We start from the raw sequence: 25,690 nt of genomic DNA, 5'->3' as shown, positions 1-25,690 counted from the left end.
CTTACTGACAGTGGCAGGACTGCCGTAGACCCTCGAATTACTGCCACCGATGGGGCACACTGGGGGGCATGCTGAAAAACGTGGCCGCTGTCCTGCTGGACGGCGTGCATCCCTTTGAACTGGGCGTCGTCTGCGAAGTGTTCGGCATCGACCGCAGTGACGAGGGCCTGCCGGTCTACGACTTCGCGGTCGTCTCGGCGGAAGGGCCCACGCTCAGTACCCACATCAAGGGGTTGATGGTGTCCACCGCCTACGGCCTCGACCGGCTGGAAGAGGCCGACCTGATCGCGGTGCCGGCCGGGGACAACTACATCGGGCGGGAGTATCCGCCCGAGCTGCTCGCCGCCCTGGTCCGGGCCGTCGACCGGGGCGCGCGGGTCCTGAGCGTCTGCTCCGGGGTCTTCGCCCTGGGCGCGGCAGGGCTGCTGGACGGGCGGCGCTGCAGCGTGCACTGGCGGCAGGCGGAGGAGCTCGCCCGGCGTCATCCGCGGGCGATCGTCGAGCCGGACGTACTCTACGTCGACGAGGAGCCGGTGATCACCTCGGCCGGCACGGCGGCCGGGATCGATGCCTGTCTGCACATCGTGCGCAAGGAGCAGGGGCCGGAGATCGCCAACAAGATCGCCCGGCGGATGATCGTGCCGCCGCACCGGGACGGCGGCCAGGCCCAGTACATCGAGCGGCCGCTGCCGGCCTCCGAGGGCGACACGATCAGCGAGGTGCTCGTGTGGATGGAGCGGCATCTCGACGAGGAGGTCACCGTCGAGCAGCTCGCCGCCCGCGCCCACATGTCGCCGCGCACCTTCGCCCGCCGCTTCCACCAGGAGACCGGCACCACGCCCTACCGCTGGATCCTGCGACAGCGCGTGCTGCTGGCCCAGCACCTGCTGGAAGCGACGGACGAGACGGTGGACGCGATCGCGGGCCGAACGGGGTTCGGCACAGCGGCCGCGCTGCGCCACCACTTCGTACGGGCGGTGGGCACCACCCCGAACGCCTACCGGCGGACGTTCAGGGGCCCGGAGGCCGCCTGAGCGTCACCTGGGCACCGGCGTCAGCAACAGCCTGTGCGGACGCAGCGTGATGCCGACCCGGGTGCCGTCGTTGGAGCCGGGCACCTGCTCGAAGCGGTACTTGGTGGCCACCGCCGCCGTGATCAGCGTCAGCTGCGCCATCGAGAAGTGGTCGCTCGGGCACTTCCGGTTGCCCACGCTGAACGGGTTCATGGCGTATTTCGGCACCTCCTTGACGCGCTCCGGAAGCCACCGGTCGGGGTCGAACTGGAGGTGGTTCCCGTACGACTTCGGATCGCGCTGGATCGCGTACGGGCTGTAGACGATGTCGGCCCCGGCCGGAATCCGATACCCGCCGAGTTCCGTGTCGGTCACCGCCCGCCGCGTCAGAATCCATACGGCGGGGCGCAAACGCATGGCCTCGACGACGACATTGTTGGTGTGCGTGAGCTTGCGGACGTCCTCGAATGCCACCGGACGCCCACCGGTAACGGCCTGGACTTCGTCACGCACCTTGTCCGCGTGTTCCGGGTGCTCGGCGAGCACCTGCAGCAGCCACATGATCGTGGAGGCGACGGTTTCGCTGCCGGGGGTGAGGATCGCGACGACCTGGTCGTGGATCTCCTGTTCACCTATGGGGTCGCCATTCTCGTCCTTGGCCTCCAGCAATGCCGTCAGCAAATCGTCCGGCTTTTGACCGGATGCGCGCCGCTCGGCGACGATCTCGTCGACGAGGAGATGTAAATCGGCCAGCGCACGGTTGAATGCGCGGTTGGCCGGAAGCGGCAGCTTGTAGAGCGGCCCGAGCGGCACCACCATCCGCCGGTACATGCCCTGGAAGACGACGGCGAGCGCGTTGCACAGCCGCTCCGCCCGCTCGTCCATGTACTCGCCGCGCAGCAGGCAGCGGGCCGCGATGCGCACGGCGACACGGAAGGACTCCGAGGTGCAGTCGATGGTGTGCCCCGGCTGCCAGCGCTCGGTCAGCGCGTGGGCCTCCTCCTCCATGATCGGGCCGTAGGCGGGGATGGCGGCGAGCCGGAAGGCGGGCTGGATGGTGCGCCGCTGGCGGCGGTGGCGCGGGCCGTTCGCGGTGGCCACGCCCTCCTTGCCGAGGAGGCCCTCCAGGGACTCCCACAGCAGCCCGTCGATCTTGTAGTCGGGGCTGAGGGCCAGGGCGCCGGTGAGAGCCGGCGTGGTGACCGCGTACACGGTCTTCGGTCCCAGTTCGAGGCGTACGACGTCGCCGTGGTCCCGCAGCCGGGACATGAAGGCCAGCGGGTCGCGGACCAGCTTCCAGCCGTGGCCGAGGACGGGGACCGCACCACCCGCCAGGGGCGGCTCACGCAGCTGAGCTGTCAGAGGGGCTTCGGGTTCGACTGACTCGACGGTCATTTCTCACCTGCCGCTTCGTTGGTGACGTACGGGGGCGTGGACCGGTCGTCCCAGCTGTCGACCATGTACCGGCCGGACTCGTGGTGGAACCAGTAGACGGAGCTGAACCAGTTCCGCATATTGCCGACACAGGCGCGTACGGCGGCGCTCAGTTCCTTTCCCCGCACGGTGCCGTCGGCGAGGTCGTCGGCGAACCGCAGGGCGTCCTCTTCGACGTCGAGGAATTCCGTGATGCATTCCTCGACGCGCCGCCGGACTTCGCCGATCGCCTCTTCCAGCGTCAGTCCCTCATGGGTGATGAGACTGATGCCGAGATTGTGCACCTCGTCGCCCGCAATTTCCTTCGGCAGCGAGCAGAGGTCGTTGTACCAGGCGGCGAATTCCTGGCTCAGCAGCGCCGCCCGCCGGTACGCCGGGTGTTTCCGTACGGCGTCCGGGAGTTCGCAGCCCGCGCTCGGCTCCAGCAGATCGGTCCAGATCCAGTGCGCGAACGTGAGCCGGCGCAGTTCGAGGTATTCCCCGACGGTCGGGATGATGCCCTCGGTGCGGTTTCGGAACTCCCGGTCGTACGCCTCGATCACCCTGTGGAAGTGCCGGGCGAACCGGGCGTTCCACGTCTGCGGCAGGAACGAGTACAGCCGCAGCACGCTGTCGGCGAGCCCGGCGACCACGGGGTCCTCGTGGTGCAGGTGGTCCCGGGGGGAGTCGAGTGCCGTGTGCAGCCGGTCCCGCAGCCGCCGCCAGGCGGCCGGCCGGCCGTGGACGATGTCGCGGTCGTGCCGGTCGTCCCAGACGAAGAACCACGCGCTGTAGTCCCCTATCGCCTGCAGGACGTCGTCCGGCGCGCCCACGTAGTAGCCCGCCATCAGGTCGGTGTAGCACAGGCCGTCGGCATGTTCCTCCACCTTGTCCGCCGGCATGAGCCGCTTTTCCAGGAGCCATGCACGGGTCTTCTCCTGGAGCCTTGGCCAATACGGGTGGAGTTGCCGCGGAAACGCCGCCTCGATCACCGGCAGTGCGAGCGACGGTGGAACTGCGATCGTGGTCGGTGACGATGTGGTGCCGTGTGACAAAGCATGCACGAACAAACCCCTCTCAGCCGCCAGTTGGCCCACGCCCCTTCCGCCGTGCCGGGCGTGCGCCGTTGCGTAGCCCCGCTCATCCCATTCAGCACTACAACTGACCGTCCTGGGAACGGATTTGCTCCATCCGCAACCCTGGGTGCCAAGAACCTCCCCTTGCGTGACTGGATGTGGATCACTGGAGGAGCGGAGGGGATCGAACGTGCGACGGACAGACGAACGGCGCCTGGTCAGGAGGGGAATCCTGACCAGACGCCGTGCGTGAGGGGGCTGTGAGATCTCAGTCGTTGGCGACCACGGGGTACCGGGGCTCGTTCTCGGCCATCTGCCGCAGCGCGTCCTTGCGTTCGCGCTTGGAGAGCCGGTCGATGTAGAGGTAGCCGTACAGGTGGTCGGTCTCGTGCTGCAAACACCGTGCGAAGTAGCCGGTGCCGCGCACCTTGATCGGGTTGCCCTTCTCGTCCTGCCCGGTGACCTCGGCGTAGTCGGGCCGGGCGAGCGGCGCGTACGCGGTGGGCACCGACAGGCAGCCCTCGTTGCTGTCGTCCAGGCGGCGCTTGTCGGCGGGCAGGTCGACGAGCCTGGGGTTGCAGACCACGCCGACGTGCCGGACGCCCTCGTCGTCCGGGCAGTCGTAGACGAAGACCTTCAGGTCGACACCGATCTGGTTGGCGGCCAGGCCCACGCCCTCGGCGGTGCGCTGGCTGGCGAACATGTCGGCGACCAGCTGCTGGAGCTCCTCGCCGAAGTCGGTGACGTCCTTGCACTCCTTGTGCAGCACCGGGTTCCCGACCACCGTGATCGGCCGCGAGGTGCCCTTCTCCCGCCAGGCCGACTCGCGCTCCTCGCAGTCCTCCGTGTCGATGACGTACCCCTCGTCGTCGACGGGGAGCACGCCCGCGTGCTGCTGATCGGTGTCCTGCTGCGCCATGACCGACGTACGCCTTCCTCGCAAAACTGGGATTGATGCTGATACAGGGTACGGGGGAACGCGCTCCTGTAGGGGCGCGGGACTGTGTCCGTATGCGGCTGTGCCGCGGGGCGCGACCAGCCACAACCAGCCCGCACTGGGCAACGGCGACTAGCAGACCTCTTCCAGATCCCGCCAGTCACGAGAATCCGGACTGTCCGCGACCCACCCGTCCAGCAACCCCCTCACCAGCGAAGCCGGCGCAGCCACCCCGCACTCCCGCTCCGGCATCCACAGCTGCCCGTCGGTCCGGTGCCCCAGCGGCCCGGGATGCCCCGGCTCGCTGTGATCATGCGGGTCGAGATGCTCCCCGTCCCCCTCGTCCGACGGCATCCGCGACTCGGAACACATCCGGCACAGCAACCGCACCGACGACGACCAGTCCTCCGCGGCGAACCCGGCGTCGGCGGCCAGCTGCTCCAGGGCGTCCCGGTCGGCCTCCGTCTCGGCCTCCAGCAGCACGACCCAGGTGGGCACGGGCGAGGGCGCCCACAGCTCGATCTCGTCGAAGACGGGGTAGGTGTGCCCGGCGGCCGTGGTGCGCTCGCCGTGCGGGACGCCGTCGTGCAGCACGACCTCGCCCCAGCGCCGCCCCGAGGAGGGCAGCGGGATCGACAGCACCTCGATCCGGGCGGGGTCGAGGCGTCGCCCCCACACGACTTCCGCCTCCCCCTCCGGGGACAGCCGTACGGCCGCGCTGCCGAGGTCCATGCCGACGGGCTCGCCGGAGTCGGTGGCACCGCCCGGCATCCGCAGTCCGTAGGCCTGCCAGGCCCGGCGGGCCAGCGGCCAGTCCTGCAGGGCGGTCGCGGCGATGCCGACGTTCCACCAGTCGGGCGCCCCGGTGTCGCGGTCGAGCAGGGCCACGGCCCGCAGGCCCGCCGCGCGCGCCTGCTCCCAGTCGTGGCGGAACTTGTGCAGCAGGGCCAGGTTGAACCAGGACTCCGACAGCCAGGGCTCCAGATCGGCGGCCCGCGTCAGCAGCGCGCCCGCGTCCTCGTACCGCCCGTCGCCGATCAGCGTGAACGCGCGGTCTGTGGCCTGCCGCCAGGAGGCGGAGGGCCGATGTCGTCCCTTGCCGAAGATCCTCACGATTCCCGCCTGCCAGTTCCGTGTGGTGGGCTGGCTGTGCCTTTCCGCCCCCGGACACCCTCTCCTTCGCATCCAACCACGTACGGCCGGAAGGGCGCTCATTACCCATGGGTTACCCAGCGTCGGGCGGGGTCAGACCCCCGGGCGAGCACCCGGACGAGGGACTCGACCACCTCGGGCGCGTACTCCCCGCCGGTGGCCAGCCGCAGCTCCTCCAGCGCCGTCAGGGGCCCGCCGGGACCGCGGTCCCGGGCCTTCTCGTCGTACGCGTTGACCGCCCGCACGATGCGTGCGGCGAGCGGTTGCTCCGGGTACGGGTCGGCCTGGCGTTCGACGACCATGGCCACCCGCGGGTCGACTCCGGTCTGGCGTACGACGGCCCCGCCGAGCAGGGCGATCCGGCGCTGCTCGGCGGCGGGCAGGCCGGCGGTGGCCCCGGCGGGCACCGGGTCGACGAGGCTCAGCTGCCCGATGTCGTGCATGAGGGCGGCGTACTCCAGCACGGTCAGCTCGGGCTCGGTCAGCCCCAGGTCCCGCCCGACCGCCTGGCTGAGCGCGGCGACGCGCCGGGCGTGCCCGGACGGGGTGTACCCGGCGATCTCGGTGGCCCGCGCGAGGGAGGCGATGGTCTGCCGGTAGGTGGCGCGGACGGCGGCGTACCGCCGGAAGGACAGCTGGGCGAGCAGCAGGGGCGCGGAGAAGACGGGCAGTGCCCACAGCCCCACCACGGCGACCGCGAGCGACATCACCGCCCCGGTCGCGATGACGGCCGTCCCGATGCCGGGCACCGCCCGCAACTCGTCCCGCAGCACCGGCGCGAAGGGCCACCCGGTGCGGGCGTGGGCCAGCGCGGCGGCGAGCACGGCGTCGCACAGCGCGGTCAGGGACAGCAGCGCGAGCAGCAGCAGCGCGTAGGCGGGGCCGATCCAGTCGTCGAACGTCCCGAGGTTGTACAGCGGCTGGAAGCACACGGCGACGAACCCGACGGTGAGCACGCGGCGCGCCAGGTGGTCGAGGGTGGGCCCCTGCCCGCGCGCGATGTGCGGCACGGACCCCAGGAGCGACGCGGCCAGGACGACGACGAGGACCTGGGTGGCCCCGTGCTGGGTCGACCGCCCGGCGTTCTCCCCCAGCAGGGCGTACGACAGGGCCCCGGCGGCGGCGAGCGGCGCGGCCTCCCGGACGCCGGCACCGGTGCGCCGGGTCAGCTCTCCGACGGCGACGAGTGCGCCGAAGGCGAGGGCGACCTGACGTTCCCGCAGGCCCGTCCAGAGGGTCAGGACGAGGCAGACGGCGGCGAGGAGGGCGGCGCAGGCGTGCACGAGGGTGAGGAGGAAGCGGGGGCGGGGAGAACTCATCGGCGCGCCCCGGGCGGGCCGGCGGGGAGAACTCATCGGCGCGCCCCCGGCGGGCTGGAAACGGGCGGACCGGGCGGCAGAACGCGAGGGGCGTGGACGTCGTCGGCGGTCACGGCCGGACGCCAGCCGCCGCCCCGCCCCAGGGCCCGCACCAGCGCCGCGACCATCCGCGGATCGAACTGGCTCCCCGCACAGCGCTGAAGCTCCTCCAAGGCGGCCGCGACAGGCCGCCCCCTGCGGTAACACCGGGTGGAGGTCATCGCGTCGAACGCGTCGGCCACGGCCACCACCCGGGCCGACTCCGGGATCTGGCGCCCCACCAGCCCGTACGGATACCCGCTGCCGTCCAGTCGCTCGTGGTGGTGCAGCACCGCCGCCCGGGCCTCCCCGAGGAAGGAGATGCCCCGCACCATCTCGTGCCCGTACTCGGGATGCAGCTCGATCACCCGCCGCTCCTGGGGAGTCAGCGGCCCGTCCTTCGTGAGCAGCCGGGTGGGCACCCCCAACTTGCCCACGTCGTGCAGGATTCCGGCGAACCGGATGACCTCGACCCGTTCGTCGTCCATGCCGAGCTCACGGGCGATCATCATCGAGGCCTGCCCGACCCGCTCACTGTGCCCGCGCGTGTACCCGTCCTTGATGTCGACGGCCTGCACGAGCGCCCGGATCGTCGCCTGATGGGCGGCCCGCTCCCGGTGGTACTGCGCGAACGCCCACCAGGACACGCACATCGGCAGCAGCACGAGCAGCGCGGCGACGGGCCCGTACGGGCTGCGCCACAGGACGGCCATCATCAGCCCGGCGAGCCCGTGCACGGCGATCGGGGCGAGCGACCGGGCGATCAGACCCCGCCAGGCCCGCCGCACCGGCACCCGCTCGGCCAGCGCGAGGATCCCGCCGTCCAGCAGCGTGAGCACCAGGCAGAACGCCAGCACCGCGGCCCCGGCCGGCCCGAGCGCGTACGGCACGTCGCCCGCCGCGACCGCGCCCCGCCCGCCGAGCGCCCCGTGCACCCGGGACGCGGCCCACACACCGAGGGCCAGCTGGGCGGCGCGCCAGATACGGCGCAGCAGGACGGGCCGCTGCTCGACGTGCGACAGCAGCGCTCCCGGCAGGGCGACGAGCGCGGCGGCGGGCGCCGGCAGCAGGAAGGCCCCGGCGAGCAGGACCGGGTAGAAGGTGCCCGCCGGGGAGGAGATCCCGACGAACCGGGACCGGGCGAGGCGCTCGCAGCCGGCGTACAGCACGGCGAGCAGCGCGGCCGCCGACCAGGGCGTGCGGACCGCCGGCAGCGGCAGCAGGCAGAGCACGGCGGCGACGACGACGCAGACGATGTACGTACGGGCGCGTGACGGTACCGCCTCCATGAGCCCCTCCCCGACCGTGCCTGCCGGATACGACCTGCCTGTCAGGCTCCGGAGCCTAGGGCGGCGGCGGGGGGCTGCGTGGGCCGATAACCCGCGGATTAGCACGTTCGAGTGACGACTACCCGGCCGGGGGCCGGGTAGGAGGGGAGAGGCCGGAGTCTCAGGACTCCTGGGGTGCGGCAGGCGTCGCACCGGGCGCGGGCGCGGCCGTGACGTCCTGGTCGGGCACGGCCTGGCCGGAGCGGATCAGCTCGATCCGCCCCATGACCTTGTCGCGCAGGTCGCGCGGCACGTCGTCATGCCCGCAGCACCGCTTGACCAGCTTCTTCACGGCCTGTTCGAGCCCGTACTTCTCCAGGCACGGCGAGCATTCCTCGAAGTGGTGCTCGAACTTCACGCAGTCCGCATCCGGCATCTCACGGTCGAGGAACTCGTAGAGATGATCGAGGATTTCGCTGCAATCCGTCTCGTGCGGCTCTCCGCAGCTCATGACCCCGAGCCTTTCGCTTCGTTCGACTCTCCGGCGCCGGCCGGGACCAGCCCACGCTCGCGGGCGTAGTCCTCGAGCATGCCGCGCAGTTGACGGCGGCCCCGGTGCAGCCGGGACATCACCGTACCGATGGGTGTCCCCATGATGTCGGCGATCTCCTTGTAGGCAAAGCCCTCAACGTCCGCGAGGTACACGGCGATGCGGAACTCCTCGGGGATCGCCTGGAGCGCTTCCTTCACGTCCGAGTCGGGCAGGTGGTCGAGCGCCTGCGACTCGGCGGAGCGCAGACCCGTCGACATGTGCGACTCGGCGCGGGCGAGCTGCCAGTCCTCGATCTCCTCGGCCGCGCTGCGCTGCGGTTCACGCTGCTTCTTGCGGTACGAGTTGATGAAGGTGTTGGTGAGGATCCGGTACAGCCACGCCTTGAGGTTGGTGCCTTCGCGGAACTGGTGGAAGGACGCGTACGCCTTGGCATACGTCTCCTGCACCAGGTCCTCGGCGTCGGCCGGGTTGCGCGTCATGCGCAGCGCGGCCGAGTACATCTGGTCGAGGAACTCGAGCGCGTCCCGCTCGAAGCGCGCGCTGCGCTCGGCGGTCGTCTCCGCGCCCACGCCGCCCCGGCCCTCGGGCTGCTCCGCCTGGCCGTGTTCGGTCCCTGCGTCGGTACCGGGAACCGGACCCACCTCCTCAAGATTTTTTGCGGGGCCGAAACCGGTCCCACCCGAATCGGAGGATAGACGACGATCCGGCCCGCCCGCCGCCCGAATAGGGGCGGTCTTCGCCGCATGCAGCACCGTCCAGTCCAGGTCGGCGCGGCTGCTGCGGCTCGGGCAGTAGATCGAACCCATGCGGCGGACTTCCTCTCCTACGGCGTCGTCGCTGGTGGCCGACGCGGTCGCGGCCGGCTGCCAGCACATACGTCCGCCACAACAGCGGTCGGTGCCCCGACATTCCCGAAGCTTTACCCCAGTGACCCGGTCCACTTCACGACCGCGTCCGTGATCACCGCTAGGGCCTCGTCCTGCGTGATCTCGGCGCGTTTGGGCACGGCGAAGCCGTGGTCGCCGTACGGCACCTCGACCAGGTCGTAGGGCCCCTCGGGGAACTCATCGGGCCCGCCGAACGGGTCGTTCCCGCCCTGGACGACGAGAGTGGGCACCCCGGCCCCGAGCAGCTCCTCGGCGCGGGACTTCTCCGGCTTGCCCGGCGGGTGCAGCGGGAAGCTGAGGGCGAGGACGGCGTGCGCGCCGAGTTCGGCGGCGGTACGGCAGGCCACCCGGGCCCCGGCGCTGCGCCCGCCCGAGATCACCGGCAGCCCCGGCTCGGCGAGCGCGGGCCACACTCCGCGCCAGCCGGTGTCGAGTGTCTTCGGCGCGGGCGCGACCTTCTTCCCCGCCACCCGCCAGGGCTGCTCCACGAGGGCGACGGTCACGCCGTGGGCGGGCAGGACGGCGGCCAGGGCCTGAAGGTCGCGTGCCTGGATGCCGCCGCCGGCGCCGTGGCCCGCGGCCAGGACGAGCCGTGCCTTCTTCTTCGCCCGGTGCCAGGTGATGCGGGCGGCGCCGGCGTCCGTCTCGATCGTCTGGGTCTTCTGGGTCGTCTGGGTCGTCTCGCTGGTCACATCGGTCACATCGCTCACATCAGAAGAGTGTGCTCTCTTCCGGGGCGGCCAGCTCCTTCAGCAGCTCCGGCCCGTTGTTGCGGACGTCGCTGACCGCCGTCGGCACGGGGTACGCCCGCATCAGCCCGGGCGGCGGCGGGGCGAGCAGCTCGCGCAGGTCGTCGGGGTCCGTGCGGGACGGGTCGAGCCAGGCGTCCCAGCGGTCGGGGGTGAGCATCAGCGGCATCCGGGGGTGGATGTCGGCCAGCGCGCGCGGCCCCTCGGCGGGGGCCACGGCCAGCGGGGTCCTCTCCGCCTCGGTGGTGATGACGGAGCACGTGACCCACCAGGCCTGCGGGTGGTCGTCGGGCAGCGTCTTGTCCCGCCAGAACTCGTACAGCCCGGCCATCGCGAAGACGGACCCGTCGGCGGGCAGCACGAAGTACGGCTGCTTGCGCGGCCGCTTCTTCTTCCCCTCGACCTCCAGGTCCCGCTCCTGCTTGCCGGTGACCCACTCGTAGTAGCCGTCGGCGGGCAGGATGCAGCGCCGGGTGGCGAAGGCGCGGCGGTACGACGGCTTCTCGTGGACGGTCTCCGCGCGCGCGTTGATCATCCGGGCGGCGCCCTCGGGAGTCTTCGACCAGGAGGGGACCAGCCCCCACTTCAGCTTCCGCAGCTGCCGAACCGGTCGCGGGTCGTCCACGTCTTTCAGAGGGCGGTCGAGGACGGCGTAGACCTCTTTGGTGGGCGCCACGTTGTAGTCGGGCTCCAGGGTCTCCTCCGGCTCCCACTTGTCGATCTCAAAGATTCCTGCGAGATCCTCTGGCCTACGACTCGCTGCATACCGTCCGCACATACGTGCCACACTGCCAGATTCCACGTGACCACAGGGAGCCATCGCCACACATGGACAGCACCGCAACCGCCTCCCTCGCCTCCCTCTGGGACGAGGTCTCCGGCACCCAGCCCGACCCCGACCTGTGGGTGGTGATCGCGACCCTGGCCGCCGCACTCGCCGTGGTCGTCCCGCACGGCCTGTGGCGGCTCTCCCGCAACGCGATCACCATCGCCCACGAGGGCGGCCACGGCCTGATCGCGCTGCTCACCGGCCGCACCCTCACCGGCATACGCCTCCACTCCGACACCAGCGGCCTGACCGTCAGCCGCGGCAAGCCGCACGGCCTCGGCATGATCCTCACCGCGGCCGCCGGCTACACCGCTCCCCCGCTGCTGGGCCTGGGCGGCGCCGCCCTGCTGGGCTCGGGCCGCATCACCCTGCTGCTGTGGCTGGCCACGTTCCTGCTGGTGGCGATGCTGGTGATGATCCGCAACGCGTACGGCGCACTGACCGTGTTCGTCACCGGCGGCACGTTCGTGCTGGTGTCCTGGCTGACCGGACCGCAGGTGCAGGCGGCGTTCGCGTACGCGGTGGTGTGGTTTCTGCTGCTGGGGGGCGTACGCCCGGCGTTCGAACTGCAGGCGAAGCGGGCCCGGGGTGGGGCGGGCGACTCGGACGCGGACCAGTTGTCACGGCTGACGCATGTGCCGGCGGGGTTGTGGCTGTTCCTGTTCCACGCGGTGTCGTTGTGCTCGTTGATCGGCGGGGGCAGGTGGCTGCTGGAGATGTGACTCGCCCCGAAGCGGCGCCGTCACAGGGCGCGGGGTTGTGTCGATGTGCGGCTCCGCCGCGTGGGCGCGACCAGCCACAACGGGGCCACCCCCGAACAACGGCCTCCCCACCCCCCTCCTTATAAAGTGGGGCCATGGCCTCGAACCCCGCACACACCGCCCTCTGGCCCGCCCCGCACGCGAGCGGAGCCGTCGACGCGACGGTCCACGTGCCCGGGTCCAAGTCGGTCACCAACCGTGCCCTGGTGCTCGCCGCCCTCGCCTCCGAGCCCGGCTGGCTGCGCCGCCCGCTGCGCTCGCGCGACACGCTGCTGATGGCCGGTGCCCTGCGGGCGATGGGCGTCGAGATCGAGGAGACAGTGTCTTCGAGCTCCTCCGTCGCGGGCGGCCCGGACGGCACCGGCGAGGCCTGGCGCGTCCTGCCCACGGGCCTGCGGGGCCCGGCCACGGTCGACGTCGGCAACGCCGGCACGGTGATGCGCTTCCTGCCGCCGGTCGCCACGCTCGCCGACGGCCCCATCCGCTTCGACGGCGACCCCCGGTCCTACGAGCGTCCCCTGAACGGCGTCATCGACGCGCTGCGCCGGCTCGGCGCCCGCATCGACGACGACGGCCGCGGCGCGCTGCCGATGACGGTGCACGGCGGTGGCGCCCTGGACGGCGGCACGGTCTCGATCGACGCGTCCTCGTCCTCCCAGTTCGTCAGCGCCCTGCTGCTGTCCGGCCCGCGCTTCAACCAGGGCGTGGAGGTCCGGCACACCGGCGCGACGCTGCCCTCGATGCCGCACATCCGCATGACCGTCGACATGCTGCGCGCGGTCGGCGCCCAGGTGGACACCCCCGAGTCCGGCGGTGAGCCCAACGTCTGGCGGGTCACCCCGGGCGCCCTGCTCGGCCGGGACCTGGTCATCGAGCCGGACCTGTCCAACGCCCAGCCGTTCCTGGCGGCGGCGCTGGTGACCGGCGGCAAGGTCGTCATCCCGGACTGGCCGGCCCGCACCACCCAGCCCGGCGACCGGCTGCGCGAGATCTTCACCGAGATGGGCGGCTCCTGCGAACTCACCGACTACGGGCTGGTCTTCACCGGCTCCGGGTCCATCCACGGCATCGACGTGGACCTCGGCGAGGTCGGCGAGCTGACGCCGGGCATCGCGGCGGTCGCCGCCCTGGCCGACTCGCCGTCGACCCTGCGCGGCGTGGCCCACCTGCGCCTGCACGAGACGGACCGCCTGGCCGCCCTGACGAAGGAGATCAACGAGCTCGGCGGCGACGTCACCGAGACCGCCGACGGCCTGCACATCCGCCCGCGCCGCCTGCACGGCGGGATCTTCCACACCTACGAGGACCACCGCATGGCCACGGCCGGCGCGATCATCGGCCTCGCGGTCGACGGAGTGCAGATCGAGAACGTGGCGACGACCGCGAAGACCCTGCCGGACTTCCCGGAGCTGTGGGCCGGGATGCTCGGGGCATAGGGCGCGAGGAACACGTCATGCGCCGCTACGGCAAGCACACCGACGAGGACGACATCCGCACCCGCCCGGGCCGCCGGAACACCCGGCCCCGTACGAACATCCGCCCCAAGCACGAGGACGCGGCCGACGGCATGGTCCTCACCGTGGACCGCGGCCGTCTGACCTGCCTCGTCGAGGACCGCGTGGTGCTGGCGATGAAGGCCCGCGAACTGGGCCGCAAGGCGGCCGTGGTGGGCGACCGGGTGGCGCTCGTCGGTGACCTGTCGGGCCAGAAGGACACGCTGGCGAGGATCGTCCGCATCGAGGAGCGGACGTCGGTGCTGCGCCGGACCGCGGACGACGACGACCCGTACGAGCGGGTGGTCGTCGCCAACGCCGACCAGTTGGCCATCGTCACGGCCCTGGCCGACCCGGAGCCGCGCCCGCGCCTGATCGACCGCTGTCTGGTCGCGGCGTACGACGGCGGCCTGGACCCGCTGCTGGTGCTGACCAAGTCGGACCTCGCCCCGCCCGACAAGATCCTGGAGCTGTACGGCGACCTGGACATCCCGTACGTCGTCACCAGCCGCGAGGAACTGGAGAACGGCGACGCGGCGGACCGGGTGCGCGAGCAGCTGGACGGCAAGATCACGGCGTTCGTCGGGCATTCGGGCGTGGGCAAGACGACGCTGGTCAACGCACTGGTCGCGCAGGACAGGCGTCGTGTGACGGGCCATGTGAACGCGGTGACGGGCCGCGGCCGTCACACGACCACCTCCGCCCTCGCGCTCCCGCTGGCGGGCGCGGCGGGCTGGGTCATCGACACCCCGGGCATCCGGTCCTTCGGCCTCGCCCACGTCGATCCGTCCCGCGTGATCAACGCCTTCCCCGACCTGGTGCCGGGTACGGAGGGCTGCCCGCGCGCGTGCAGTCACGACGAGCCGGACTGCGCGCTGGACGCGTGGGCGGCCGAGGGGCACGCGGATCCGGCGCGGCTGTACTCGCTGCGCAGGTTGCTGGCCACGCGTGAGCGGAAGGAAGGCGACTGACCTCCGCGTTGTTTGTCATGGCGTGCGGACGGTAAGTGCATAATCGCACCGAGCCGGAGCCAAGCGCGAGCAAAGTACGACGAAGCGGTCACATGGCGTGGCACTACGGGAGGACGACACATGGCTTGGCTGCTGGTCATCGTGGCCGGGTTGCTCGAGACCGGCTTCGCCGTATGCCTGAAGCTGTCACACGGCTTCACGCGCCTGTGGCCGACGATCGCGTTCTGCGTCTTCGCCATCGGCAGCTTCGGTCTGCTGACCCTTGCCCTGAAGAAGCTCGACGTGGGGCCCGCCTACGCGGTGTGGACCGGCATCGGGGCGGCGGGCACGGCGATCTACGGCATGGTGTTCCTCGGTGACCTGGTGTCGACGTTGAAGATCGTGTCGATCAGCCTCGTGATCATCGGCGTGATCGGTCTGCAGTTGTCGGGCTCGGCCCACTGACGTCGTCAGACGGCCTGCCGGTGCAGTGCGCTGCGCACCAGGTCGGCGACCCCGCCCTCGCCCGGTGGGGCTGCCACGCAGGACAGGGCGAGACGGACGACCAGTTCGCAGCAGCGGGCCAGGTCGGCGGTGTCCGACCTGGGCGTGCCGGGACCGGACAGCACGGCCACGGCACGGTCGCGGACCAGCGCGACGAAGTCGTCCGGCGAGGGCAGCGGGCCGTCGGCGCGGCGCTGGGCCGGTACGGCGGAGGAGGACGGTACGGCCGACAGGGTCGGTGCGGGCAGACGTTCGCTCCAGCAGCCGGTGAGCATGGCGCGTACGAGGGCGTTCTCGCGAGCCGCCGACATCATCCACTCGGCGGTCGCGGTCAGCCGCTCATGGGGATCGCCGTGCTCGGCGAGGGCGCGGTCGACGCCGGCGAGATACCCGTCCGCCTCCCTGCGGACGAGCGCCCGGGCGAGCCCGTCCTTGCTGCCGAACTCGTTGTACAGCGTCTGCCGGGACACTCCGGCCGCCGCGGCCACGTCCACCATCCGCACGGCCGACCACGGCCGGCGCGCCAGCGCCGTGTAAGCGGCGTCCAGTAGGGATTCCCGCGCTGCAGGCATCATCGCCTCCCCTTGGGGCAAGCGGCTCTGCGCCCAGATTTGACGCGCCCAGAGGCACTGTCAAGGGTTCGCGAGAGCATGCGGGGGCGCCCTGCGTCCGGTTCAGGCGGGTGCCTCCGGCTCAGCCGCGAGCAGCCCCGAACGCGCCGCCCCGGACACCCCGCCCCCGCCCGGCACCCCCGCACACCCGTCCCGCCAGCCCCCTGTAGCCCCGCCCCACCCCCGGCGGATACCGTTCATCACATGCCCGACTACCTCGATGACCTGCGTCTCGCCCACGTCCTCGCGGACGCCGCCGACGCCGCGACGATGGACCGGTTCAAGGCCCTCGACCTCAAGGTCGAGACCAAACCGGACATGACGCCGGTGAGCGAAGCGGACAAGGCGGCGGAGGAACTCATCCGCGGCCACCTCCAGCGCGCCCGCCCCCGGGACGCGATCCTCGGCGAGGAGTACGGCGTGGAGGGCACCGGCCCCCGCCGCTGGGTGATCGACCCGATCGACGGCACCAAGAACTACGTACGCGGCGTCCCCGTCTGGGCCACCCTCATCGCCCTCATGGAAGCAGCGGAGGGCGGCTACCAGCCCGTCGTCGGCGTCGTCTCCGCCCCCGCCCTCGGCCGCCGCTGGTGGGCCGCGAAGGGCCACGGCGCCTTCTCCGGCCGCAGCCTCACCAAGGCCTCCCGCCTGCAGGTCTCCCGTGTCTCGAAACTCACCGACGCCTCCTTCGCGTACTCCTCGCTCAGCGGCTGGGAGGAGCAGGGCCGCCTGAACGGCTTCCTGGACCTGACCCGCGAGGTGTGGCGCACGCGCGCGTACGGCGACTTCTGGCCGTACATGATGGTCGCCGAGGGCTCCGTCGACATGTGCGCCGAGCCCGAGCTGTCCCTGTGGGACATGGCGGCCAACGCGATCATCGTCACCGAGGCCGGCGGCACCTTCACCGGCCTCGACGGCCGCCCCGGCCCGCACAGCGGCAACGCGGCCGCGTCGAACGGCCTGCTGCACGACGAGTTGCTCGGATACCTCAACGAGCGCTGCTGAGCGCCCTCTTGTTGACCTCCGCTTGACCTGCCACCCTGAGAGTCCCCCCACTTGTGAATTTGTGAAACGATGAACAAACGGCGGGGACACTCCAGGAGGTGGCTCCATTCCATGCTTGTCCGAGACGCCATGAGCACGGTGGTCCTCACCATCGGCCCCGACCACACCCTCCGCCAGGCAGCCGCACTGATGTCCGCACGGCACGTCGGTGCGGCCGTGGTCCTCGATCCCGACGCCGACGGCATCGGCATCCTCACCGAACGCGACATCCTCAACTCCGTCGGCCTGGGCCAGAGCCCGGACGCGGAGCGTGCCCACGCCCACACCACCACGGACGTCGTGTTCGCCGCGCCGGCCTGGACCCTGGAGGAGGCGGCCGGCGCCATGGCGCACGGCGGCTTCCGTCACCTGATCGTCCTCGACCACGGCGAGCCCGTCGGCATCGTCTCGGTCCGCGACATCATCCGCTGCTGGGCACCCGCACGGCAGCAGGTGCCGGCCTGAGCATGCCAGTGGGCCGGGTCCCCGAAGGGACCCGGCCCACTGTCCACGACAAGCGGTCCAGTGCTGGTGATCAGCCGCGCAGGGCCTGGACCGCGGCCTCCAGCCGCTTGCCGAAGTCACCGTCGGCCTGACGGAAGTTGCCGATCGCGCGCTCGACGATGTCCTCGCGCGAGACCTGCGAGAGGGAGCCGGCCAGGTTGTCGACCAGGCGCTCCTTCTCGTCCTCCGACATCAGCCGGTAGAGGTTGCCCGCCTGCACGAAGTCGTTGTCCTCGGCGTGCACCGGGGCCGGGTGGTTGCCGGTGCCGCCCGTGAAGGAGTCGAACGGCTGCCACAGCGGACGACCGGTCTGCGCCGGGCCCCCGAAGCTGTTCGGCTCGTAGTTCTTCGCACCGCCGTGGCGGCCGTCGTACAGGTGGCCGTCACGGGAGTTGGTGCGCGCCTCGGTGGCGTGCGGGCGGTTCACCGGCAGGTGGTCGGCGTTGATGCCGACGCGGTAGCGGTGGGCGTCGCCGTACGCGAAGAGGCGGCCCTGGAGCATCTTGTCGGGGGACGGGCCGATGCCCGGCACGAAGTGCGCGGGGCTGAAGATCGACTGCTCGACCTCGGCGAAGATGTTCCGCGGGTTGCGGTTGAGCTCCAGCTTGCCGATCTCGATGACCGGGTAGTCCGCGTGCGGCCACACCTTGGTCAGGTCGAACGGGTTGAAGCGGTACGTCGCCGCCTCGGCCGCCGGCATGATCTGCACGCCCACGGTCCAGGTCGGGTACTCACCGCGCTCGATGGCCTCACGCAGGTCCCGCTGGTGGGAGTCGGGGTCCTTGCCCGCGAGGATCTCGGCCTCCTCGGCGGTGAGGTTCTTGATCCCCTGGTCGGTCTTGAAGTGGTACTTGACCCAGAAGACCTCGCCGGCCTCGTTGTTCCACTGGAAGGTGTGCGAACCGAAGCCGTCCATGTGGCGGTACGAGGCGGGGATGCCACGGTCGCCGAACAGCCAGGTCACCTGGTGCGTGGACTCGGGGGAAAGGCTCCAGAAGTCCCAGACGTTGTCCGCCTCCTGGCTGCCCGTGTACGGGTCGCGCTTCTGGGTGTGGATGAAGTCCGGGAACTTGATGGCGTCCTTGATGAAGAACACCGGGGTGTTGTTGCCGACGAGGTCGTAGTTGCCCTCCTCGGTGTAGAACTTCACCGCGAAACCGCGCGGGTCGCGGACGGCGTCCGCCGCGCCCAGGTTGCCGGCCACGGTCGAGAAGCGCAGGAAGACCTCGGTCTGCTTGCCGACCTCGGAGAGGAACTTGGCGCGCGTGTACTTGGTGACGTCGGCGGTGACCGTGAAGGTCCCGTAGGCACCGGCGCCGCGGGCGTGCACCACACGCTCCGGAATGCGCTCCCGGTTGAAGTGCGCCAGCTTCTCCAGAAGGAGCTGGTCCTGGACGAGCACCGGGCCGCCGACGCCCGCGGTCTCGCTGTTCTGGTTGTCGGCTACCGGAGCACCGGCCTCCGTCGTAAGCGGCCCCTGCGTCACGTATGCCTCCTGCGTCACTTCTGTCTGTCCTGTCGCTCTGCCCTGTACCTCAGCCAAAGCCAAATTCGATCCTACGTTAGACATCGTCTAAGTCAAGTTGAGCTCCAAAGTCACACCTGTTCGGGATCTGGTCCCTTGCTGTTAAGCTGGCCTGTATGAGTGACCTTCTGGAACGGCTGCGCGGACGCGGATGGCGGATGACCGCGCAGCGGCGCGTCGTGGCCGAGGTCCTCGACGGCGAACACGTCCATCTGACGGCCGACGAGGTCCACGCCCGGGCCGTCGCCAAGCTGCCCGAGATCTCCCGGGCGACCGTCTACAACACGCTGGGCGAGCTGGTCTCGCTCGGTGAGGTGCTCGAGGTCACCACGGACAAGCGCGCCAAGCGGTACGACCCGAACGCCCACCGTCCGCACCACCACCTGGTCTGCGGCCAGTGCGGCGCGATCCGCGACGTCCACCCGGAGGGCAACCCGCTGGCCGACCTCCCGGCCTCGGAGCGCTTCGGCTTCACGGTCTCGGACGTCGAGGTGACGTACCGCGGCATCTGCCCGAACTGCGCGAAGGCGTAAGCCACTCGACCACTGAAAAGCCCCGGCACGGATGCGTGCCGGGGCTTTCTGCCGTGCCGGGGCCGCAGACGGCCTACCGCGAACACACCGAGGGCCGGAACCCTTTCGGATTCCGGCCCTCGATCTTCAGTAGCGGGGACAGGATTTGAACCTGCGACCTCTGGGTTATGAGCCCAGCGAGCTACCGAGCTGCTCCACCCCGCGTCGGTGAATGCAACGTTACGTCAAGGGCGCGCACAGAAGCAAATCGCTGGTCGACGGGTGCAGGCCATGCGCCCCCTGACGCACTGAAGCGGCCCCGGGGAACGCTGTGAACTGGCCCCTGGCATACGGTTGTTGTCACGACCGGGCCCCGGCATGCTGGATGCCGCATGCCGTGAATCGCCGCTGACCATCGCCTCTCCGCGAGAGGGCCCAGCCGGGATCCATGTCGCGATATAGCGTTAGTCTTCTACTCGCGCCGCTGCCTGCGTCGCGCGGAGACGTGCGACAGGACCAGGACGGAAGCATGTCGGGAGAGATTTCGCCCACCGGGAAGCACTCCGGCCCCGGCTCGTCGCCCGAGCTGCGAGCCTCTCATGCCGACCGGGACCGGGTGGTGGATGTGCTGCGTATCGCGGCGGGGGACGGCCTGCTGACCGCGGACGAGTTGGACGAGCGCCTGGAAGCTGCCCTGTCGGCGCGGACTCTGAGCGAACTGGCCACGCTCACCGCTGACTTGCCGCCCGTATCGGCCACGGCCGGCGCGACTGCGGCAGAGGTCAAGGACGTAGTTCGGATCGAACAGGCCCACAGCGGCCCGGTCGAGCGCGTGGGGCGCTGGGTGGTACCGCGGAGGATGGAGCTCGCGGTGACGTACTGCGAGGTGACGCTTGACTTCACTGACGCAGTGATCACGCACGGCACCCTGCGGATCGACGTGAGCATGACGGGGAAGACCCTGAAGCTGGTCACGAGGCCGGGCATCGTGGTCGATACCGATGGTCTGCAGCTGGTACACAGCAGAATCACGTACCGTCAGACTCCGGCGAATCCTGATACGCCGGTCACTCTGCGTGTAGAGCTGGTCGGTCAGAAGATCTACGGCCGCGTGGTGGTGCGGCCCTCGCGTCGGAAATTCGGGCAGTGGCTGTTGCGCAGGCCCACGTCCCATTCTGCAGGCGCTTGACGCCATCGCTCTGCACGGTCGGCGGCGGTCGCTGAGGTCTCCTGGACTCGGTGACGCTCCGGTGTTGCGGGTGCGGCCGCTGCCGAAGTGAGCCTACTGAGCTCGACCGGCTTGGCGGAGGCACCCCGCAGCGCCGGGCTGCACACCCGCCCCTCGCTCCGCCGTAGCCGCGGCCGGCCCGAGAACCGGCCCGGCACAGCGCAGCGTCACGCCGACAGCTCCTGCCGCAGCGCGTCCCGCAACCGCGCCGCCCGCTCCGCCACCGCCCCCGGTCCCAGTTCCACCGCCCGGTCCGCCCACCGCTGCCCCTCGGCCAGCTCTCCCCGACGCGCGTAGACGAGGGCCAGCCGCAGCGCCGCCCGCCCGTGCCCCGCCTGGGCCGCCCGCGTCCACCACACGACCGCCTCCGGCTCGCTCCCCTCCCGGGCCAGCAGCAGCCCCAGATTGAACGCACCGTTGCGGGAGCCGGCCTCGGCCGCCTCCCGGTACCACCGGGCCGCCTCGACCACATCACCCCGGGCCGCGGCGAGCATCCCCACCCGCACCTGAGCCCGCCGATGCCCCTGGGAGGCCGCCCGCTCGTACCACTCCTCGCACTCGCTGCGCTGGTGCACGGGCTCCCCCAGCTCGTGCGTGGGCTCGGGCGGCCGCCGTGCGTCCAGCAGCGTCGCCAGCCGGTACGCGGCCTCCGCGCTGCCGCCCCCCGCCGCGCAGCGCAGGTACCGCTCCGCCTCCTGCTCGTCCCCGTCCCGCAGCCGCGCGATGCCGACCTGCAGCGCCGCCTCCGTGTGCCCGGCGGCCGCGGCACGCTCGTACCACCGCAGGGCGGCCTTCTCCTCGCCCCGCCCGGCGTACAGGATCCCCAGGTTGAAGGCGGCGTCCACGCTGCCGGCCTCCGCGGCCTTGGAGAACCAGGGTTCCGCGCCCGTCTGGTCCCCGCCCTGCAGCAGCAGGATCGCGAGCGCGTTCGCCGCCTCCCGGTGCCCGGCGTAGGCGGCCCGGCGGTACCACTGCTCGGCCTGCGCGGTCCGCCCCTGCTCGGCGCAGAGCAGGCCCAGGTTGTACGCGCCGTTCACGTCGCCCGCGTCCATCGCGGCCCGGTACCACCGCTCGGCGGTCTGCGTCTCACCGCGCTCGGCGTGCAGCGCGCCCAGCGCGTTGGCCGCGTTGCCGTCGCCGTCCTGCGCGGCTCGCAGCCACCACACGGCGGCGTTCTCGCTGTCGCCCGCGTCCCGCAGCAGGAACCCGAGCGCGCAGGCGGCCCGCGCCTCCCCGTCCTTGGCGGACGTCAGGTACCAGCGGCCCGCCTCCTTGAGCTCGCCGCGCTTCTCCAGGATCGCCCCGAGGTGCAGGGCGGCCCGGCGGTGACCGCGCGCGGCGGCCTGCCGGTACCACTGCTCGGCCTCTTCCAGCAGAGCGACACCGTTGTCACCGTCGGCTTCCCGCGCGGCTCTGCGGTCCAGCGTTCGCGCCAGCCGGTACGCCGCCTCCCGGTGCCCGCGTTCGGCCGCGGCCCGCATCCACTGCTCGGCCCCGGCGTCCCCGCGGTGTTCCAGCAGGTCGGCGAGGGCGTACGCGCCGAGGGCGTGGCCCTGTTCGGCGGACTGGCGCAGCCAGTACTCGGCGGCGGGCTCGTCGCCGCGCTCGCGGTGGTGCCGGCCGAGCGCGTGCGCGGCCGCGGCGGACCCGGCGACGGCGGCGATCCGCCACCACCCGGCGGCCTCGTCGGCGTATCCGCGCTGGTACAGAAGGACCCCGAGGTTGTTGGCGGCGGCGCGGTCGCCCGCGGCGGTGGCGGCACGCAGGTGGGGTTCGGCTCCGTCGAGATCGCCACGGCGCAACAGCATGGCGCCGAGGACGCTCATCGCCTCGACGTCACCGGCTTCGGCGGCGAGCCGCTGGCGCAGCTCCTCGGCCGCCTCGTCGGCGATTTCCCCGGCTTCGTCCGGAGTGTCCTCCCGGCTGGAAGGCTGCACAAAACACCCTGTCTCGAACAGATTTGCCTTGTCCCCCATAACGTCCATCGTCGCACCACCTGCAACCTGGGTACACCTGGTATACCGCAGCCAGTGAGGTCACTTCAGCGTTTTGTCGACATGCCCACAGAGAGACAAGTCAAACACAAATTTCCCAACTCCCCCCGGCGGCGTGGCCGTCGAGCGCCTCAGCACATGCGTTCACACATCACGAAGGCCCGGATTCCTTGTGGAATCCGGGCCTTCGTCTTCAGTAGCGGGGACAGGATTTGAACCTGCGACCTCTGGGTTATGAGCCCAGCGAGCTACCGAGCTGCTCCACCCCGCGCCGTTGTGTTTGCAACCGTATCACGGCGCGGGGAGGGCCGCTTGATCAGCCTGTGCCCTAACTGCTCGGACTGGGACTGGGACTACCGCCTCCGGAGCCCTGCGTCCGGTCGGCCTGGGTCTGGGCCTCCTCGGCTCGCCGCAGCGCGTCCTCGAGGTCCTTCTGCGCCCGGCCGTACGCCTCCCAGTCGTTGTTCTTCAGGGCTTCCTGGCCGGCCTCGAAGGCCTTCTGGGCGTCGTTCAACGCCTCCTCCACCGTCGGGTTGTCGGACGTCGGTGGTGGCGTCGTGCCCTCGTCCTCGCCCGGTGGCTCGGGCGGCGGTGTCGCGCCCTTGGCTCCGAATACCTTGTTGAGGGCCTCCTCGAGCGTGTTCTCGAAGGCGGTTTCGCCTCCGTAGGTCACCAACACCTTCCGCAGCAGCGGGTACTTGAGTCCACCACCGCGTACGTAGACCGGCTCCACGTACAGCAGTCCTCCGTCGAGCGGCACCGTCAGCAGGTTGCCGTACTCGACCTCCGAGTCACCGCCTCTCAACAGCCTGATGGACTCGGCGATCTCCTCTTGGGAGTTGAACTGGCTCTGGACCTGCTTGGGTCCGTTGACCGTGGTGTTGGTCGGCAGTTTCAGGATTCTGATCGTGCCGTAGTCGGGTGTGCCGGCCTCGGCGTCGACCGACATGAAGGCGCTGAGGTTGTCCCGGCCGTTGGGTGTGAAGGTCGTCGTCAGCGAGAACGCCTGTGCCTTCTGGTCGGGCATCTTCATGCTCAGGTAGTACGGCGGCACCGCGTTGCCCGCCCGGTTGGTCGGGTCGTCCGGCACCTGCCACACCTCGCTGCCGCTGAGGAACGTCGTGGCGTCCTTCACGTGGTAGCGGGTGAGCAGCTCCCGCTGGACCTTGAACAGGTCCTGCGGGTACCGCAGATGCGCCATGAGCGAGTCGGAGATGTCGCTCTTGGGCTCCACCGTGCCCGGGAAGGCCTTCATCCAGGTCTTCAGGACCGGGTCCTGGGTGTCCCACTGGAAGAGCTTGACCTCACCGGTGTACGCGTCGACGGTCGCCTTCACCGAGTTGCGGATGTAGTTGACCTGGTTCTGCTGCGCCACCACCGCGCGGTTGTTGTTGGTGGCGGTCAGCGAGTCGGCCGTGGTGTCGCCGAGGGTCGTACGGGAGGAGTACGGGTATCCGTTCGTCGTCGTGTACGCGTCGACGATCCACTGGATACGGCCGTCCACGACCGCCGGGTAGGCGTCGCCGTCGATGGTCAGCCACGGGGCGACCGCCTCGACGCGCTCCTTGGGCGTGCGGTTGTACAGGATCCGGGACCCCTCGCCGATCGCGCCGGAGTACAGGATCTGCGGCTCGCCGAGCGCCACCGCGTACGCGGCCCGGTTGACCGGGCTGGAGAGGTTGACCCCGCTGTCGCCCTTGTAGCTGGTGGTCTTCTCGCCGTTGTCGTCGGAGTAGTCGATCTCCTTCTGGGGACCGCCGACGATCGAGTACGTGGTGGTCTTCTCGCCGTAGTAGACCCGCTGCTCGTACCTCGGGAGGTCACCCTCGGACGGCAGGTCGGACTCGGTGAAGACCGGGCGGCCCTGGGAGTCGGCGCTGGTGCCCTCGGCGGCGACGACGCCGTAGCCGTGGGTGTAGCGGAAGTGGTTGTTGATCCAGTTCTTCTTCGGGATGCCCGCCAGGTTCAGCTCGCGCAGGCCGATGACCGTGTCCTGCTCCTTGCCGTCCTTGGCGTAGCGGTCCACGTCCAGGTTGTTCGGGAACGCGTAGTAGTTCCTGATCTGCTGGAGCTGCTGGAACGTCGGCGAGACGATGTTCGGGTCCATGATCCGGATGCTCGCCGTGGCGTCGACGTCGTCGCGCAGCGTGGACTTGTCCTTGGTCGGGCTGGTGCCCGAGTACTCGGTGACCTTGGCCCCGTCGATGCCGTACGCATCACGCGTCGCCTTGAGGTTCTTCTCGACGTACGGCGCCTCCTTGGCCTGCTCGTTCGGCTGGACCTGGAACTTCTGCACGATCGCCGGGTACAGGCCGCCGATGAGGATCGCGGAGAGCACCATCAGGCCGAAGCCGATCACGGGCAGCTGCCAGGTGCGCCGCCACAGGGTGGCGAAGAACAGCAGCGCGCAGATGACGGCGATGCAGAACAGGATCGTCTTGGCCGGCAGGTAGGCATTGGCGTCGACGTACCTCAGGCCCGTCCAGTTGTCGGTCGCCTTGAAGTCGCTGGACTTGACCGCCAGTCCGTACCGGTCGAGCCAGTACGCGACCGCCTTCAGGGCGACGAAGATCCCTATGAGCACCGACAGGTGCCCGGTGGCCGCGGCCGTGGCGCGCGCGCCCGGGCTGGTGATGCGCAGCCCGCCGTACAGGTAGTGCGTGAGCGCGGCGGCGATCACGGACAGGATCACGGCGGCGAAGCCGAAGCCGAGCAGGAACCGGTACCAGGGCAGGTCGAAGGCGTAGAAGGAGACGTCGAGCTTGAACTGCGGGTCCTTCTGCCCGAAGGGCACGCCGTTGACCCACATCAGCCAGGTCCGCCACTGACCGGACGCGGAGGCGCCGGCGATCAGCCCCACCAAGGAGGTGATCCCGAGCAGCAGCCACTTCTTGTAGGGCGCGATGCCCATCCGGTAGCGGTCCAGGTTCTGCTGCTCCATCGACATGGCGCTCAGCGGCGGCCGCAGCCGGTGAGCCAGCCAGATGTTGAAGCCGACGGCCAGGGCCATCAGCAGACCGAAGACGAAGAAGAGCCCGATCTTCGTCCACAGGGTGGTGGTGAAGACCGACGAGTACTTCACCGACCGGTACCAGAGCCAGTCCGTCCAGAAGCCCGCGAACATGGTGAACGCCATGCCGAGGACGGCCAGGACGCCCAGCGTCATGAGCAGGGTCCGGACACGCCGGGACGGGCGGCCCACTCTCATCCGCGGCCCTGTCGGGCCTCCGCCGCGGTCCGGCATCTGGAAAGCCAAGGTGCGCACCTCGAAGTTCGCTGTCGATTCGTCA

Annotated in this window: 23 protein-coding genes and 2 tRNA genes; 9 read left to right on the top strand and 16 right to left on the bottom strand. The window is 70.6% G+C overall.

Annotated elements, in window-relative coordinates; translation table 11 throughout:
• Positions 1-68: 68 nt before the first annotated feature.
• Entirely contained in the window at positions 69-1,034 is a 966-nt protein-coding gene (locus tag ACYVMZ_RS12680) for a GlxA family transcriptional regulator (protein WP_461078771.1), read from the top strand.
• Between the two features lie 3 nt (positions 1,035-1,037).
• On the opposite strand, the gene ACYVMZ_RS12675 is transcribed toward ACYVMZ_RS12680, so the two are convergent.
• The 10 genes from ACYVMZ_RS12675 to ACYVMZ_RS12630 all read right to left on the bottom strand — a co-directional run bounded on the left by ACYVMZ_RS12675 (position 1,038) and on the right by ACYVMZ_RS12630 (position 11,223).
• Positions 1,038-2,408, bottom strand: a complete 1,371-nt coding sequence (locus ACYVMZ_RS12675) for a bifunctional albaflavenone monooxygenase/terpene synthase (RefSeq protein ID WP_461078769.1) — start codon at positions 2,406-2,408, stop codon at positions 1,038-1,040.
• Positions 2,405-3,490 (bottom strand): epi-isozizaene synthase, encoded by a 1,086-nt coding sequence (gene cyc1 / locus ACYVMZ_RS12670; protein ID WP_461078767.1) that lies wholly within the window; start codon positions 3,488-3,490, stop codon positions 2,405-2,407. The genes ACYVMZ_RS12675 and cyc1 overlap by 4 nt, the downstream gene beginning before the upstream one ends.
• Before the next feature lie 280 nt (positions 3,491-3,770).
• A complete protein-coding gene (def, locus tag ACYVMZ_RS12665; protein ID WP_461078765.1) occupies positions 3,771-4,421 on the bottom strand; it encodes a peptide deformylase in 651 nt (216 codons plus the stop codon).
• 150 nt (positions 4,422-4,571) lie between these two features.
• Complete coding sequence (locus tag ACYVMZ_RS12660) at positions 4,572-5,552, bottom strand: tetratricopeptide repeat protein (protein WP_461078763.1); 981 nt, start codon at positions 5,550-5,552, stop codon at positions 4,572-4,574.
• A gap of 101 nt (positions 5,553-5,653) precedes the next feature.
• Positions 5,654-6,910 carry an HD-GYP domain-containing protein gene (locus ACYVMZ_RS12655; RefSeq protein ID WP_461078761.1) on the bottom strand — a complete coding sequence of 419 codons (1,257 nt, stop codon included), beginning with the start codon at positions 6,908-6,910 and terminating at the stop codon, positions 5,654-5,656.
• Between the two features lie 32 nt (positions 6,911-6,942).
• Positions 6,943-8,277 carry an HD-GYP domain-containing protein gene (locus ACYVMZ_RS12650; protein ID WP_461078759.1) on the bottom strand — a complete coding sequence of 445 codons (1,335 nt, stop codon included), beginning with the start codon at positions 8,275-8,277 and terminating at the stop codon, positions 6,943-6,945.
• Positions 8,278-8,437: 160 nt separating this feature from the next.
• Positions 8,438-8,767 (bottom strand): mycothiol system anti-sigma-R factor, encoded by a 330-nt coding sequence (gene rsrA, locus ACYVMZ_RS12645; protein ID WP_461078757.1) that lies wholly within the window; start codon positions 8,765-8,767, stop codon positions 8,438-8,440.
• Positions 8,764-9,450: an RNA polymerase sigma factor SigR gene (gene sigR / locus ACYVMZ_RS12640; RefSeq protein ID WP_461079110.1), complete on the bottom strand. Its 687-nt coding sequence runs from the start codon at positions 9,448-9,450 to the stop codon at positions 8,764-8,766. The genes rsrA and sigR overlap by 4 nt, the downstream gene beginning before the upstream one ends.
• A gap of 278 nt (positions 9,451-9,728) precedes the next feature.
• A complete protein-coding gene (locus ACYVMZ_RS12635; protein WP_461078755.1) occupies positions 9,729-10,406 on the bottom strand; it encodes an alpha/beta hydrolase family protein in 678 nt (225 codons plus the stop codon).
• Position 10,407: 1 nt separating this feature from the next.
• Positions 10,408-11,223: an SOS response-associated peptidase gene (locus ACYVMZ_RS12630; protein ID WP_461078753.1), complete on the bottom strand. Its 816-nt coding sequence runs from the start codon at positions 11,221-11,223 to the stop codon at positions 10,408-10,410.
• Between the two features lie 50 nt (positions 11,224-11,273).
• On the opposite strand from ACYVMZ_RS12630, the gene ACYVMZ_RS12625 reads away from it, so the two are divergent.
• The 4 genes from ACYVMZ_RS12625 to ACYVMZ_RS12610 all read left to right on the top strand — a co-directional run bounded on the left by ACYVMZ_RS12625 (position 11,274) and on the right by ACYVMZ_RS12610 (position 14,943).
• Positions 11,274-11,996, top strand: coding sequence for a M50 family metallopeptidase (locus ACYVMZ_RS12625; RefSeq protein ID WP_461078751.1), 723 nt, complete (start codon positions 11,274-11,276; stop codon positions 11,994-11,996).
• A 134-nt stretch (positions 11,997-12,130) separates the two neighbouring features.
• Complete coding sequence (gene aroA, locus ACYVMZ_RS12620; RefSeq protein WP_461078749.1) at positions 12,131-13,471, top strand: 3-phosphoshikimate 1-carboxyvinyltransferase; 1,341 nt, start codon at positions 12,131-12,133, stop codon at positions 13,469-13,471.
• Positions 13,472-13,488: 17 nt separating this feature from the next.
• Positions 13,489-14,499: a ribosome small subunit-dependent GTPase A gene (rsgA, locus tag ACYVMZ_RS12615; RefSeq protein WP_461078747.1), complete on the top strand. Its 1,011-nt coding sequence runs from the start codon at positions 13,489-13,491 to the stop codon at positions 14,497-14,499.
• 120 nt (positions 14,500-14,619) lie between these two features.
• Entirely contained in the window at positions 14,620-14,943 is a 324-nt protein-coding gene (locus tag ACYVMZ_RS12610; protein ID WP_184987901.1) for a DMT family transporter, read from the top strand.
• Positions 14,944-14,948: 5 nt separating this feature from the next.
• On the opposite strand, the gene ACYVMZ_RS12605 is transcribed toward ACYVMZ_RS12610, so the two are convergent.
• A complete protein-coding gene (locus tag ACYVMZ_RS12605) occupies positions 14,949-15,557 on the bottom strand; it encodes a TetR/AcrR family transcriptional regulator (RefSeq protein WP_461078744.1) in 609 nt (202 codons plus the stop codon).
• 240 nt (positions 15,558-15,797) lie between these two features.
• On the opposite strand from ACYVMZ_RS12605, the gene hisN reads away from it, so the two are divergent.
• Both hisN and ACYVMZ_RS12595 read left to right on the top strand, forming a co-directional pair.
• On the top strand, positions 15,798-16,598 hold the full coding sequence (gene hisN / locus ACYVMZ_RS12600) for a histidinol-phosphatase (protein WP_461078742.1): 801 nt from the start codon (positions 15,798-15,800) through the stop codon (positions 16,596-16,598).
• Positions 16,599-16,709: 111 nt separating this feature from the next.
• Positions 16,710-17,102, top strand: a complete 393-nt coding sequence (locus tag ACYVMZ_RS12595) for a CBS domain-containing protein (RefSeq protein WP_461078740.1) — start codon at positions 16,710-16,712, stop codon at positions 17,100-17,102.
• Positions 17,103-17,172: 70 nt separating this feature from the next.
• On the opposite strand, the gene ACYVMZ_RS12590 is transcribed toward ACYVMZ_RS12595, so the two are convergent.
• Complete coding sequence (locus tag ACYVMZ_RS12590; RefSeq protein ID WP_461078738.1) at positions 17,173-18,627, bottom strand: catalase; 1,455 nt, start codon at positions 18,625-18,627, stop codon at positions 17,173-17,175.
• A gap of 155 nt (positions 18,628-18,782) precedes the next feature.
• Between ACYVMZ_RS12590 and ACYVMZ_RS12585 the strand changes: the two genes are divergently transcribed.
• Positions 18,783-19,199, top strand: coding sequence for a Fur family transcriptional regulator (locus ACYVMZ_RS12585; RefSeq protein ID WP_461078736.1), 417 nt, complete (start codon positions 18,783-18,785; stop codon positions 19,197-19,199).
• A gap of 130 nt (positions 19,200-19,329) precedes the next feature.
• On the opposite strand, the gene ACYVMZ_RS12580 is transcribed toward ACYVMZ_RS12585, so the two are convergent.
• Positions 19,330-19,403 (bottom strand) — tRNA-Met (locus ACYVMZ_RS12580).
• Between the two features lie 304 nt (positions 19,404-19,707).
• Here ACYVMZ_RS12580 and ACYVMZ_RS12575 point away from each other — a divergent pair.
• Positions 19,708-20,367: a DUF1707 SHOCT-like domain-containing protein gene (locus ACYVMZ_RS12575; RefSeq protein ID WP_461078734.1), complete on the top strand. Its 660-nt coding sequence runs from the start codon at positions 19,708-19,710 to the stop codon at positions 20,365-20,367.
• 206 nt (positions 20,368-20,573) lie between these two features.
• Here ACYVMZ_RS12575 and ACYVMZ_RS12570 read toward each other — a convergent pair whose 3' ends face one another.
• The 3 genes from ACYVMZ_RS12570 to ACYVMZ_RS12560 form a co-directional block, all read right to left on the bottom strand.
• Entirely contained in the window at positions 20,574-22,391 is a 1,818-nt protein-coding gene (locus ACYVMZ_RS12570) for a tetratricopeptide repeat protein (RefSeq protein WP_461078732.1), read from the bottom strand.
• 206 nt (positions 22,392-22,597) lie between these two features.
• A tRNA-Met gene (locus tag ACYVMZ_RS12565) sits at positions 22,598-22,671 on the bottom strand.
• Between the two features lie 57 nt (positions 22,672-22,728).
• Positions 22,729-25,644, bottom strand: a complete 2,916-nt coding sequence (locus ACYVMZ_RS12560) for a UPF0182 family membrane protein (RefSeq protein ID WP_461079108.1) — start codon at positions 25,642-25,644, stop codon at positions 22,729-22,731.
• Positions 25,645-25,690: the final 46 nt, after the last annotated feature.

The organism is Streptomyces deserti (genome assembly GCF_054782695.1).
Note: the sequence above shows the minus strand (reverse complement) of the source record. Positions and strands in the feature narration are given on the sequence as shown.